We start from the raw sequence: 10,949 nt of genomic DNA on the forward strand, positions 1-10,949 counted from the left end.
CAGCCCCTTTTGATCAAAACCTCTCAATATAAGTTATGCCTTACTGACTTCCGCTCCTCGTTCAGAGCGGACTTTCATGTGTGGTGAGAAATTCAAGGTGGCGTTGAGACGCTTAAAGTTTCACAACGCTACTTTGCTCCATCCTTTACCTCGATCATCATGATAACGATCGGTTTGTTGTTGTGTTTTATGACCAAGTAGTTTTTGTGTGTCTAACCCCTGTTCTTTGTACAGACGTTCAGATAAAGACCTTTGTTCATGGAATGTTGCGGGCGAACCATCACCCCAGTCGATTCCTGCCAAATCCCTCGCTTTACTGAAATTCATCGTCAATGTGTTAGATTTAACCTGTGCCCCGCGTTCAGCCTGTGAAGTCGTACGGAAAAAATGTACAAGGTATGGGCTGACTGCATAGTCACGGCAGCGGGCTACTACATCGCGTAAACTCCAGTTAATCGCATTGAGGTGAAGAGAAAGAGGAATTGCGATTTTGCTCCCGGTCTTTTCCTGAATGACATGGAGATGATCATCCCAAATATCGCTGAATTTCATTTTAGATATATCCCCCAAACGTTGACCGGTAACCAGCGCTAACAACATTGCATTTCCCATGTAACGATGACTGGTGTCTGCGATATCGAATATTTTTTGCCATTCTTCTAGGCTGAGGCGTTGACGGGTAATTTTCCTTCTGGGTTGCTTCGTCGCAAGAGCAGGGTTATACCCAGGCGGAACTTCGCCATAATGCTGTGCTTCCTTAAACACATCGATCAATACAGACCTTACGACTTGGGCCATTCTCGGCTGTCCCGCAGAGATATACTCTTCAAGCAATTGTGCTATATCTCTGACATCAACGGTCGAGATCAACTTCATTCCTGCTCGTTCCCTGAGCAAGGATACTGGTTTGGCTTTTTGCTTATAGGTATTGAGTCTTATATCACCACTTTTGAGCCTGTCATCCTGGATCGCTTGATAGCGATCTAACCAGGTTGACGTTGTGATCGCTTTTCCTTTGCTGGTTGCGATCCTGTCACTGATGGCCAGAATCTGCCGGGTTCTTTGTTCAGCCAGGCGCGTATTGGCTTCAGTGGCAATAGCGATAGCTTCAGCTTCGTTTGTTCCCAAAGCATGGAATTTCCCTGTTATTGGATGCTTATACCGCCAATAGACTTTATTTACCTTCCGACTATAAAGTGGATATAAGTTAGGGACCGAAACATTATTTTTACGCGGTCTGGCTGCCATCACTCAAAATCCGTTGCAAAATTAATGAGTCATTTTTCTTAATTACTGGCGTTACCAGCTCTCCAACTAACTCGGCATCCTCACGCACTCGCCATAACCGACCTTGTTTCATGGCCGGTGGGCAAAATAAATTCTGCTTAGCATAACGACGCAATGTGGACACACTTGGAGGATTACTTCTGTATTTTTCAGAGGCCCATTCTTCAAGAGTTAACATTTGAAGCATATGCGATCACCTTGTTACTTCACTAACTGTTCAGTCTCTGCATATCGACCCTGCAAGGTCGGTTAGTTTCTCCACAAAACAGAGAAGAGCATCAGTGGCCACAACTATCAGGATGGATCGGGTTATGACCCCGTCATCCGGGAATACTTTTCTCTGTTTTGTAAAAAGGGCGGTACCAGAAAGGACTAAGGAAAAAACTGGTACCGCCAAAGCAATGGGAGTTGTGGCGGGATTGCCACTCAGGCGTATGGTCAACCTGACAATCCGGTGTCCTCAACTCGGGAAAGCGTAACACGGCCATACTTACCGCCGCGCCATTTCGCGGATTACCACAACGCTGAGAGCACTTAGCCAGTTAAGGCACCACATTTGTTGCGGAGCCATAAATGCTCTCATCGTTGCATCCTGGTCTCTTCCCAGGCGTCAAACCGAATCGCCACGCTGGTTAGGCGCCCTATACGTACCCTCATTGGCTTGCACATTCCGGCTACCTGACTTGTTCGCCGAGATAGGGGAGGTTTGCCCCTTTAGCGTTGCCAGACCGCTAACGACGCATGTGCCATACGCCGTGTTACAACCAAAGTTTCTTTGGCGTTTCGCCTGTTCGTTTGTCTGTGGGGAAAGATAATATGAAATTGCGCAATATGCAAGTGCGCATATTGCGAGATATGCAATTTACAGAGTAAAAAAAAGCCACCTATTGGTGGCTGATGAAGAGTATGCTGGCTTAATTGTGTCGCTTTAGGGTTTGCGACTGACTGATTAAGACCTTTCCAAAGACCATGAATCGGTGTTCATTTTCGCTGGTGATTCCCCATTCACGATAAATCTGGTTATCAGAAATTACCAACAGTTTGTCTGGGATCATTTGCAGTCGTTTAACGTATATTTTGTCGTCAAAACCAAAGACATAGATACCATCACCATCGAACTGATTGATGCTGACATCAACGAAGATCAAATCTCCAGGCTCAATGGTTGGACACATACTGTCCCCACGAACGTTGATGACTTTAATGTGATTGGCAGGCCGGCCGCCAAACATCGATAAAGCATTATCAGTTCTGTATTCGATAGCATGAATCACATCAATGACATCACCACCTTGGATAAGGCCATTTCCCGCACTGGCACTGACATCCAGCAATTCAATACGGAATACATCCTTCACCTGCTCATCACCCTCACTAACACTGTTTTTACATACAGTATTATTTTTGAGCTCAGAGGTAAAGAGATCAGCAATTTCAACATCTAAGCTCTTGGCTATATTGCCCAGGGCTTGCTCGGTAAATTGCTTCTGCTTACCTGTTTCAAGGCGTGAGATATTTGCCGAATCCACACCAATGGCTTCAGCTAGGTCGGCAATTTTCATGTTCTTCGCTTGGCGAAGTTGTCTAACTCGGTTTCCTATGCTCATGCGTTTATTACATTTCTTTATTGCGAGTTAAGCAAATCAACTTGCGCAATTTACTTGCGCAAAATAACATGCGAATGGCGCAACAATTGGAGGGTGTATGCAATCACCATTACGAAATGTGCGTAAGGCGCATGGTTTTACATTACAGCATGTAGCTGAGTGTGTTCATGTCAATCAGGCGACGTTAAGCCGCATTGAGAGACTGGAGCAGGTCCCATCTATCGATCTCGCGGAACGTCTCGCCAATTTTTTTAAGGGGGAAATTAGCGAAATGCAGATTCTCTACCCAGCTCGTTTTCAATCTAGCCAAAACCAGAGTGAGCTGAAACCACAAGAACAGGAGGTGAGCCGTGGGTAAACATCACTGGAAAGTAGAAAAACAGCCTGAGTGGTATGTGAAGGCTGTCAGGAAAACTATCGCGGCGCTGCCAGGGGGATATGCAGAAGCTGCTGACTGGCTGGATGTAACAGAGAACGCGCTCTTTAATCGCCTCCGCGCAGATGGCGATCAGATCTTCCCACTTGGTTGGGCAATGGTTTTACAACGTGCTGGTGGTACTCACCATATTGCTGATGCTGTAGCGCAATCTGCGAATGGTGTCTTTGTATCACTTCCGGAAGTTGAGGAAGTGGAGAACGCTGATATCAACCAGCGTCTGCTGGAAGCCATCGAGCAGGTTGGAAGCTACTCAAAGCAAATACGTTTAGCAATCGAAGATGGGGTGGTGGAACTTCATGAACGGATAGCCATCAACGATGAGCTTTTCCGGGCTATTACGAAGCTGCAGGAACACGCCACGCTGGTATACAAGATTTTTTGTGCCCCAGAAAGTAATGACGCCCACGAGTGTGCAGCTCTGGGCGCCGTGGCGTGTCGTGACTGTGGAGAAACTAACGCATGAACAGTTTAACGGCAAATAACTTTGTGTCGCGACAGCTGGCGTCAGTGGTTTATGAGCGCCTGCCGTTACGGCATGAATGCAGATTATCAAATGGCCAGGTCATTAGTAACCACAGAGGACACGGCCAGGCTGTGGGCCAGAATCATCTGCATGACCGCATCAATGACGCTGCGGCGCGTGCCGGTCTCGTCAATCTATTACTGAAGCTGGTTACTTCGGGAAAATGGTTGTCAGTGGCCGCATTCTGACTGGCACAGCGAGCACGTAACAACAATGCGCCACGCTCCTGGGGCGATCCGCTTGTGCTGGCATTGTGATAATCAGCTGCGCGATCAGTTCACGGAACGGCTGGAATCAACGGCAACGGATAACTGTGCCCGCTGGGTGCTGTCTGTTGTTCTCCGGGATCTCGGTTTTGGTGATAACCATGTCGTTACGCTACCGGAGCTGTGCTGGTGGCTGGTTCGTTATGAACTGGCTGATGTTCTGCCGGAAAGCGCAGCCTGTAAGGCCCTGAGAATGCCAGAGCCAGTAGTCCAATCGGTAACCCGTGAAAGTGACCTGGTTCCCTCGGTCCCGGCCACCAGCATTGTCCATGACAAAGTGAAAAAGGTGCTCGCGCTTAAGGTTGACCCGGAATCACCGGAGTCTTTTATGCTGCGCCCCAAACGCCGTCGATGGGTTAACGAGAAGTACACGCGCTGGGTTAAGACACAGCCGTGTGCATGTTGTGGAAAGCCCGCCGATGATCCTCATCACCTGATAGGCCACGGTCAGGGGGGGGTGGGTACAAAAGCGCATGACCTCTTTGTGTTGCCTTTGTGCAGAAAGCATCACAACGAGCTACATGCGGACACCGTGGCATTTGAAGAAAAGTATGGCTCCCAACTGGAGCTGATATTTCGTTTTATCGATCGTGCGTTGGCAATTGCGTGCTGGCGTAAGTGGGGAAGAATAATGCGTGATATACAGAAGGTTTTAGATTTATGGGGAGCCTGGGCTGCGAGTGATTCACATCGCATTGACTACTCCTCAATTGCAGCTGGCTTTAAAGGTCTATTGCCTTATACAAACAAAGCTCGCCCTCAATGTTGTGATGATGACGGACTGATTATTGAAAGTTGCTTGGCCAGGCTTCGTAAGAGGAGTCATTACGATTATGAACTGTTAGTGGCTCATTACGTTCTCAGAGTGTCCAAGAGGGGTATGGCGAAGCGACATAAGAAATGTGAAAAACAGATCCGGATAGAAATGCAATTAGCGGAAGGATTCGTCGAGGGATGTTTGTCTATGCTGGATCTTCGGCTGGAGATGGATCCGATTGTTTGCGTAGAAAACCATAAAAAAAGCACTAGTGCGGTCCGCATTTTTTGATGTAAGGTGTTAAGAGTAGCTGTTACGCAGCTGTTCTTAATCATTGAAAACAATTGCTTACTAGCGAATGTGAGATATTGGTAAAGGTCGCGTTGTTGTATGGCGGGTATGACGGAGCGTCATTCCTGATTCTGGCATTCAGAATAAGCGTTCATATCAACATTCTGGATGCAAAAGCAATGCGTTGAGTCTTTTATATTTTGCCCCTGTTATCAGATAGGGGCCTCAGTACGCGATGATCTTTAGGCTAAATAAATAGCAGTATAGTCATTGTAATAGTACTGCATAAGCTCTTAAGACCAGTCAGCCAGTCGCTGAGATAGACAGTCTGATTCATGTAAACTCTCCTTGTTCTGAAGCTCTGCTTTATGATTACCAAAAGTATAGGCGGCATTTCAATTCATGAGAGATAAACATTCGCTGCCGAAGGACCACGAAGGCCATTTATTCGACAAAACTCAACGCGTAACCCGGGAATGAGTGCTTCTGAATCGCGGAGGCTTAGTGCTGAAATGTGAAGCTGTACGTCTATGCGGCCATCGGAGGGGGTGATAAGACCTTTACCGCTTTTGCAGTCAAAGGTTTTGACAATTCCTGTCATTTTACGGGACAAACAAATTCCTTAATGGTGAAAACACGGTGCACTATACACGTGCTTAAAAATAACGCCAGAAATACTTCCTGGCTGTAAGGGGACCTGGACGGCTAAAATAAACATTGATTAATATGTATGCCCATGCGTTAATGATTACGTCGGTTTGAAGAACAGACGTGTACAAGGCAGTTTATTAAAGCAGTTCTCATTTCAGGTATTATATATTTATCCCTTCTTTGAGTCTCTCCACTAAGCACGAAGTAGTTTCTGTAATAAAACCATCTATGCCGAAAGGCTCAAATTAAGGAATAAATATATGTCTAATAAAATGACTGGTTTAGTAAAATGGTTTAATGCTGATAAGGGTTTCGGATTTATTTCTCCCGTTGATGGCAGCAAAGATGTGTTTGTTCATTTCTCTGCTATCCAGAGTGATAATTATCGCACCCTGTTTGAAGGACAAAAAGTAACCTTCTCTATTGAGAATGGTGCTAAAGGTCCGGTTGCTGCTAACGTAGTTACTACAGAGTAAAAATCCAAAAAATTGTCTCTATGCGATAACGAAGAAGGCTAATGCCTGAGTGGTCATATTGACAGAAATAATGGATGTATTGTTGGGTCAGTTGAATCGAATTCATACTGATCCGGCATTTCATGATAACGGTGAGCATATCTCCTGCAGGAGAAAGTACGCTGATCGTTGTTGTGACGTGCAACTCTGCTGCTCGAATAGTCGAACCACAGAAGCGCTAGCTACCGGCCTTACGAAACATGCGTAAGGGAGCGACTTTTCCGAAAAAGTCACAATTGAAATTAATTAAATATGAAAACATATAAACCCGCATGCAGCGGGTTTTTTATTATCTTTAACAAGATAATCCCACACAATAGTTGTGGCTATTATGTGTGGCATGAAGACGTTAAAATTTATTTATTATGCAGCGTTGGGAGTTGTCTGGAATACTTTATTGCAATGAGGACAGATTAAAAGAGCACCTTTTTGTACTCTCGAAAAACTGTGTTCAGAATGTTGGGTGCAGTTTGGGCAGGTGCATTTGACAAGATAATTACGACGTGATTTAGAGTCTTTACGTTCTGACATAGGCTTTTTCCTGAGTTAATGAACGTTTACATTACACTAATTTGTCGAAAATATCTTTAATTTATTGTTTGATTGATACAGATATCAGTTATTGGATTGAGATTGTATCCGTAAAATCGCCCTTTGGGCGTGTTTGTGAAAGCCTCTCTAAGTGTAGGTAATAGCGTCTGGGAGGATGTTGCAATGCGCCTGGATTGTGATGATTTGTACGCTGAGAACTCAGACAACATACCTTGATTTTACTAACATAAAAGACTTTTTCTGACCCGCTTACTTGAGCGGGTTTTTTATTTCAGGCACCGGGATTCAACTCCAAGCATATTTTTTCCAAAAGAGCCCGGATGCCTGCTCCCCTTCAGTTACACACAGCGCCATCCGAACAATCGGAGGTGAGGCTATGACCAGAATGAGCACTATATACAGCAGACTCTCATATGGAACAGGAACCACGCTGACCGGTTGCGGTGTATCAGCAAAGGCATACGCCGAAACAGCTAAAACAGCAAAAGAGGTGTCCTGGATGTTGGCCGACAGAATTGCAGGATTAAGCCTGAGTGACTGGGCAATCATTGTCGGTATCGCATGTACCGTTATCACCTGTGCAGTGAACTGGTATTTCCGCTGGAAAGAACGGGAGGATCGGCGTAATGGCTATGTCACCAAAGCCGAAGAATAAACTGAGCGCTACAGTTATTGGTTTAATTCTATCCGGAGCTTCCGCGACATTTATTCTTGATCAGTTTCTGGATGAGAAAGAAGGCAACAGCCTGACGGCATACAGGGATGGTTCAGGTATCTGGACAATTTGCCGTGGTGCCACGATGGTTGATGGTAAGCCAGTCGTGCAGGGCATGAGGCTGTCTGCTGAGAAATGCGCCCAGGTAAACGCCATTGAACGCGATAAGGCGCTGGCTTGGGTTGAGCGAAATATCAAGGTACCGCTGACCGAACCACAGAAAGCTGGGATCGCATCTTTCTGCCCATATAACATCGGTCCAGGAAAATGTTTCCCGTCAACGTTCTATAAGCGAATTAATGCTGGCGATCGTAAAGGTGCATGTGAATCGATTCGCTGGTGGATTAAAGACGGTGGCCGCGATTGTCGCCTGACCAAAGGCCAGAAGAATGGCTGCTACGGGCAGGTAGAACGGAGGGACCAGGAAAGCGTGCTGGCGTGCTGGGGGATAGACCAGTGAACAGAACCCTGATTTTTGTTGGGATTGTAGCGGTGACTATTATCGCGGTTCTCAGTGTATTACTGGCGCGCAGTAGCACAGCGCTGGAAAAGACTCAGAGTGATAACCGGGTTTTGCGCAGTGATAACGCGCTGCAAGCGACGGTAATAACCACTCAGGCTTTCAACTTCAACCGGTTTAATCAGGTTGCGGAAAACGCCAGTCGCTTAAATTCGCTCATTGAGGCGGGTATCGAAAAGACCGTCATCGAATACCGGGAGATCCTTCGATATGAAAAAAACTGTGATCTACCTGTTCCTGCTGATGTCGCTGGCGGGCTGCTCAACTACGCGAACCGTTTACGTGCCAGCTCAATGTACTCCGATTCCGGGGACGCTGACGCAACCGGTGATAGTCCCGTTGCCTCCCGCGCGCTGACGTACTGCCAGGCCGTACTCTGGATTAAACCTCTTCTTGCAGCAATAGAGAAGGCAAACAACCAACTTGCAGGGATTAGAGAAATTGAAGAGATAAAAAGGCAGAGGCCGGTTGGAAGCGATGCGGGGAATTAGAAAGCATAAAAATAAACGCTTCCTAGCACGTCATGTAAATTAAGTGTAAGTTTTTTTTCTTAATTTCTCATTAATTAATGACATGGATGTGTTTGCACAAAATAATAACCGCCTCGTTAATTTTTATGGTTTTTTTTAACTATACTATAACCACAGCGACTTGCTGGAGACTAAATTGGAGTTCCCTATGAGATTTTACCCAATGAACGTATCTCCTGATCAATCTAAGAGCAAGGATAGAAAAGATAATGATGAGGAAAAAAATAAAACTAAAAAAACACAAAAGTAAGTATAGTGCTTTGTTGTTTTTTTATTTTTTTTGAGGTGGTTTTATGACAGACCGTCCTGATGTAGTTGATCCGCTGCCTGAAGATTCCCCCTTCCCTGGAGAAGACAAACCAACATATCCAGATGATGGAGAAACCTCAGATCCAGATAATCCCGGAATTGACAGGGATTCTCCTAAATAATACGTATCATAATAAACCGTCGTAATCTAGGCGGTTTATTATGTGGTGAGAATGCGATGAAATCTTGTGTAAATGAATCTTAAATATTTGAGCTGTAAAGTTCTATTTTCGATGTTTGAGTATGTTACGGTACAAATGGCTCGGTATGAGCCATTTGTTGTTTAACGTCGACCTAACAAAAAACCGATTATAAATGCGGTGGTCGCGGCTACAGCGACGCACGTTATTGGATTGGACTCTATCTGGCTCTTGATGTTATCTGTACTGGCTCGCATAGCATCGTTTGCTTTGGATGCGTATTTTCTTGCCGTATCATTAAATTTATGTTCAGGTGACTCCAGAGCTTCACCATAACTTTCCTCTAGCTCACCATGAATAACTTGGCTTTTATTTTTGTTTGTACCAAACATAAACTAAATCTCCAATAATTAGGGATCTATAAAGTATAGCAGTTAGAATAAATACACATGCAAATCGCTGATAATGACTTGACATATATTAAAATGTTCTAATGATTTTATTTAGTATAGATTCAAGAACTATGGGAATATGTTGTGTGATATCTAACCTATAATCAAAGGGAATCGATTCCTAAAATTACTGGCATAATAGTTATGACTGTTTTTTTGCGTAGTACTGTAACAGGAAAAATCTTGACACAAGATGAATGGTTACATTCGTTAAATGAGTGGGAAGATGAAGGCGGTTCATATTCTCATGCTGATGAATTTATTGAGGTTGTAAAGGACAGAAAAGGAGACTGGGTTGTGAAAAATCCCGATAATTATTCCAGCTCCTAATGTAATGAAGGTGCTGTTACAATTACGGTGAAATAGAAAATAATCTTAATAGCTAATCTTTGGCCTAATTCAGGGTATGACTGGTATTGCTGTAGTCATGCATGACTATGATAAATCGATATAATGTCAAATATACGAGAATAGTTGGTTGATAAATGAACTGGTTATGATACGGTAAACCATACTCATTTAAAGGTTAACCATCATGTCATATTTTGATAACGCAATGCGTCGCGTTGGCCTTGTAGCCAGCATGACTGTTATGTGTCCGATATGTGGGCATAATTCGACACAGTCGACCACGAAAGTACGACAGCAACAGGCGTTGCTTTGTCCTAAATGTAAATCGCTATTTGTCATTCACAACAAGTAGTTCGCGAGAGAAATAAACTCAAGCCTCGCAATTGCGGGGCTTTTTTATGCATATTGCACGCGTACATCAAAGAGATGTATTTCAGTTGGTGGGCCAGGGAAAACCGTGTACTCCTGGAGGTTCTGCCGTGCGACAAACTCACTCGTGAAAGGAATTGAAAATTAACGACACTCACCTGAGGCTGATTGCCCGGAAGGGCAGATGTCTGAATTTGCTGGTGTTATACCCCAATAGGATCCTGCTGGGCCTGCACATCCAGACAGTAGAAGAGTTGAAATTAAAGCGCAATATTTCACGATACTGTTTCTTATAAATGAATAAATGCCGTTTTAAACTCTATCTATAACTATCTGATTACGTTTATATCATCAGAGGGTGCTGGATGGAAACTAAGAGTGAAGAAGGTACTCCCTAACAGACTGCCAGTCACTGGGCTAGGGGTAATGGCACAGAGTTTGGCGCATTTTGTTCATGTACTTTGATAATCATTATCATTTTCGGGTCCTTTCTGGCAATCAGAGCTGTTACGGGGCGGCGACCTCGCGGGTTTTCGCTATTTTTTAAAATTTTCCGTTTTAAGGCTTTTCCGTTCTTCTTCGCCTTAAATTATTTTTTTTATTTAAAACTCCCCCTAAAAAGAAAGCAAACGACAGGTGCTGAAAACGGGCTTTTTGGCCTCTGTCGTTTCCTTT

At 44.5% G+C, this 10,949-nt stretch carries 17 protein-coding genes and 2 pseudogenes; 12 read left to right on the plus strand and 7 right to left on the minus strand.

Features of this window, described 5'->3' with window-relative positions; all coding sequences use genetic code 11:
- Nucleotides 1-120 precede the first annotated feature (120 nt).
- The 4 genes and pseudogenes from M2374_RS03800 to M2374_RS03815 all read right to left on the minus strand — a co-directional run bounded on the left by M2374_RS03800 (nucleotide 121) and on the right by M2374_RS03815 (nucleotide 2,894).
- Entirely contained in the window at nucleotides 121-1,248 is a 1,128-nt protein-coding gene (locus M2374_RS03800) for a site-specific integrase (protein WP_259153924.1), read from the minus strand.
- The gene (locus M2374_RS03805) at nucleotides 1,229-1,474 is read right to left on the minus strand and encodes an excisionase (protein ID WP_185655105.1); all 246 of its coding nucleotides are present in this window, start codon (nucleotides 1,472-1,474) and stop codon (nucleotides 1,229-1,231) included. The genes M2374_RS03800 and M2374_RS03805 overlap by 20 nt, the downstream gene beginning before the upstream one ends.
- A gap of 30 nt (nucleotides 1,475-1,504) precedes the next feature.
- Nucleotides 1,505-1,690, minus strand: a pseudogene (locus tag M2374_RS03810) (hypothetical protein); the annotation flags it as partial.
- 511 nt (nucleotides 1,691-2,201) lie between these two features.
- Nucleotides 2,202-2,894 (minus strand): helix-turn-helix transcriptional regulator, encoded by a 693-nt coding sequence (locus tag M2374_RS03815; protein ID WP_181638118.1) that lies wholly within the window; start codon nucleotides 2,892-2,894, stop codon nucleotides 2,202-2,204.
- Nucleotides 2,895-2,991: 97 nt separating this feature from the next.
- Between M2374_RS03815 and M2374_RS03820 the strand changes: the two genes are divergently transcribed.
- From M2374_RS03820 to M2374_RS03840, 5 genes and pseudogenes are all read left to right on the plus strand, one after another.
- A complete protein-coding gene (locus tag M2374_RS03820; RefSeq protein ID WP_181638117.1) occupies nucleotides 2,992-3,252 on the plus strand; it encodes a helix-turn-helix transcriptional regulator in 261 nt (86 codons plus the stop codon).
- Nucleotides 3,245-3,796 (plus strand): protein YmfL, encoded by a 552-nt coding sequence (gene ymfL, locus M2374_RS03825; RefSeq protein WP_185655106.1) that lies wholly within the window; start codon nucleotides 3,245-3,247, stop codon nucleotides 3,794-3,796. Before M2374_RS03820 ends, ymfL begins: the two co-directional genes overlap by 8 nt.
- Nucleotides 3,793-4,044: a hypothetical protein gene (locus M2374_RS03830; protein WP_259153940.1), complete on the plus strand. Its 252-nt coding sequence runs from the start codon at nucleotides 3,793-3,795 to the stop codon at nucleotides 4,042-4,044. Before ymfL ends, M2374_RS03830 begins: the two co-directional genes overlap by 4 nt.
- A pseudogene (locus tag M2374_RS03835) lies at nucleotides 4,001-4,726 on the plus strand (DUF968 domain-containing protein); the annotation flags it as partial. The gene M2374_RS03830 and the pseudogene M2374_RS03835, both read left to right, overlap by 44 nt.
- Nucleotides 4,727-4,753: 27 nt before the next feature.
- Nucleotides 4,754-5,170: an antiterminator Q family protein gene (locus M2374_RS03840; protein WP_181625440.1), complete on the plus strand. Its 417-nt coding sequence runs from the start codon at nucleotides 4,754-4,756 to the stop codon at nucleotides 5,168-5,170.
- Between the two features lie 400 nt (nucleotides 5,171-5,570).
- Here M2374_RS03840 and cspF read toward each other — a convergent pair whose 3' ends face one another.
- Entirely contained in the window at nucleotides 5,571-5,783 is a 213-nt protein-coding gene (cspF, locus tag M2374_RS03845; protein WP_075261945.1) for a cold shock-like protein CspF, read from the minus strand.
- Nucleotides 5,784-6,081: 298 nt separating this feature from the next.
- On the opposite strand from cspF, the gene cspA reads away from it, so the two are divergent.
- Nucleotides 6,082-6,297: an RNA chaperone/antiterminator CspA gene (gene cspA / locus M2374_RS03850; protein WP_048216579.1), complete on the plus strand. Its 216-nt coding sequence runs from the start codon at nucleotides 6,082-6,084 to the stop codon at nucleotides 6,295-6,297.
- Nucleotides 6,298-6,699: 402 nt separating this feature from the next.
- Here the strand turns inward: cspA and M2374_RS03855 are convergent, their stop codons facing one another.
- On the minus strand, nucleotides 6,700-6,867 hold the full coding sequence (locus M2374_RS03855) for a YnfU family zinc-binding protein (protein WP_220131369.1): 168 nt from the start codon (nucleotides 6,865-6,867) through the stop codon (nucleotides 6,700-6,702).
- Between the two features lie 397 nt (nucleotides 6,868-7,264).
- Here M2374_RS03855 and M2374_RS03860 point away from each other — a divergent pair, with 397 nt between their 5' ends.
- The 4 genes from M2374_RS03860 (at nucleotide 7,265) to M2374_RS03875 (ending at nucleotide 9,084) form a co-directional block, all read left to right on the plus strand.
- Nucleotides 7,265-7,543 (plus strand): phage holin, encoded by a 279-nt coding sequence (locus tag M2374_RS03860; RefSeq protein ID WP_181625439.1) that lies wholly within the window; start codon nucleotides 7,265-7,267, stop codon nucleotides 7,541-7,543.
- The gene (locus tag M2374_RS03865) at nucleotides 7,515-8,063 is read left to right on the plus strand and encodes a lysozyme (protein WP_181625438.1); all 549 of its coding nucleotides are present in this window, start codon (nucleotides 7,515-7,517) and stop codon (nucleotides 8,061-8,063) included. Before M2374_RS03860 ends, M2374_RS03865 begins: the two co-directional genes overlap by 29 nt.
- Complete coding sequence (locus M2374_RS03870; RefSeq protein ID WP_259153927.1) at nucleotides 8,060-8,614, plus strand: hypothetical protein; 555 nt, start codon at nucleotides 8,060-8,062, stop codon at nucleotides 8,612-8,614. Before M2374_RS03865 ends, M2374_RS03870 begins: the two co-directional genes overlap by 4 nt.
- A 332-nt stretch (nucleotides 8,615-8,946) precedes the next feature.
- On the plus strand, nucleotides 8,947-9,084 hold the full coding sequence (locus tag M2374_RS03875) for a hypothetical protein (RefSeq protein WP_181638116.1): 138 nt from the start codon (nucleotides 8,947-8,949) through the stop codon (nucleotides 9,082-9,084).
- Nucleotides 9,085-9,245: 161 nt separating this feature from the next.
- Here the strand turns inward: M2374_RS03875 and M2374_RS03880 are convergent, their stop codons facing one another.
- The gene (locus M2374_RS03880) at nucleotides 9,246-9,494 is read right to left on the minus strand and encodes a CsbD family protein (protein WP_181638115.1); all 249 of its coding nucleotides are present in this window, start codon (nucleotides 9,492-9,494) and stop codon (nucleotides 9,246-9,248) included.
- Nucleotides 9,495-9,737: 243 nt separating this feature from the next.
- Here M2374_RS03880 and M2374_RS03885 point away from each other — a divergent pair, with 243 nt between their 5' ends.
- Both M2374_RS03885 and M2374_RS03890 read left to right on the plus strand, forming a co-directional pair.
- The gene (locus M2374_RS03885) at nucleotides 9,738-9,884 is read left to right on the plus strand and encodes a hypothetical protein (RefSeq protein WP_181625434.1); all 147 of its coding nucleotides are present in this window, start codon (nucleotides 9,738-9,740) and stop codon (nucleotides 9,882-9,884) included.
- Nucleotides 9,885-10,089: 205 nt separating this feature from the next.
- Entirely contained in the window at nucleotides 10,090-10,257 is a 168-nt protein-coding gene (locus M2374_RS03890) for a YnfU family zinc-binding protein (protein WP_219816768.1), read from the plus strand.
- The last annotated feature ends 692 nt before the right edge of the window (nucleotides 10,258-10,949 follow it).

It is taken from the genome of Citrobacter sp. JUb117 (assembly GCF_024809055.1).
Taxonomy (GTDB): domain Bacteria; phylum Pseudomonadota; class Gammaproteobacteria; order Enterobacterales; family Enterobacteriaceae; genus Citrobacter; species Citrobacter gillenii.

Coding starts and splice junctions, on each gene's coding strand:
- M2374_RS03815 (WP_181638118.1), bottom strand. CDS start 2,894: ATGAGCATAGGAAACCGAGTTAGACAACTTCGCCAAGCGAAGAACATG.
- M2374_RS03890 (WP_219816768.1), top strand. CDS start 10,090: ATGTCATATTTTGATAACGCAATGCGTCGCGTTGGCCTTGTAGCCAGC.
- M2374_RS03855 (WP_220131369.1), bottom strand. CDS start 6,867: ATGTCAGAACGTAAAGACTCTAAATCACGTCGTAATTATCTTGTCAAA.
- M2374_RS03860 (WP_181625439.1), top strand. CDS start 7,265: ATGACCAGAATGAGCACTATATACAGCAGACTCTCATATGGAACAGGA.
- M2374_RS03800 (WP_259153924.1), bottom strand. CDS start 1,248: ATGGCAGCCAGACCGCGTAAAAATAATGTTTCGGTCCCTAACTTATAT.
- M2374_RS03805 (WP_185655105.1), bottom strand. CDS start 1,474: ATGCTTCAAATGTTAACTCTTGAAGAATGGGCCTCTGAAAAATACAGA.
- cspA (WP_048216579.1), top strand. CDS start 6,082: ATGTCTAATAAAATGACTGGTTTAGTAAAATGGTTTAATGCTGATAAG.
- M2374_RS03830 (WP_259153940.1), top strand. CDS start 3,793: ATGAACAGTTTAACGGCAAATAACTTTGTGTCGCGACAGCTGGCGTCA.
- M2374_RS03820 (WP_181638117.1), top strand. CDS start 2,992: ATGCAATCACCATTACGAAATGTGCGTAAGGCGCATGGTTTTACATTA.
- M2374_RS03875 (WP_181638116.1), top strand. CDS start 8,947: ATGACAGACCGTCCTGATGTAGTTGATCCGCTGCCTGAAGATTCCCCC.
- M2374_RS03840 (WP_181625440.1), top strand. CDS start 4,754: ATGCGTGATATACAGAAGGTTTTAGATTTATGGGGAGCCTGGGCTGCG.
- M2374_RS03865 (WP_181625438.1), top strand. CDS start 7,515: ATGGCTATGTCACCAAAGCCGAAGAATAAACTGAGCGCTACAGTTATT.
- M2374_RS03880 (WP_181638115.1), bottom strand. CDS start 9,494: ATGTTTGGTACAAACAAAAATAAAAGCCAAGTTATTCATGGTGAGCTA.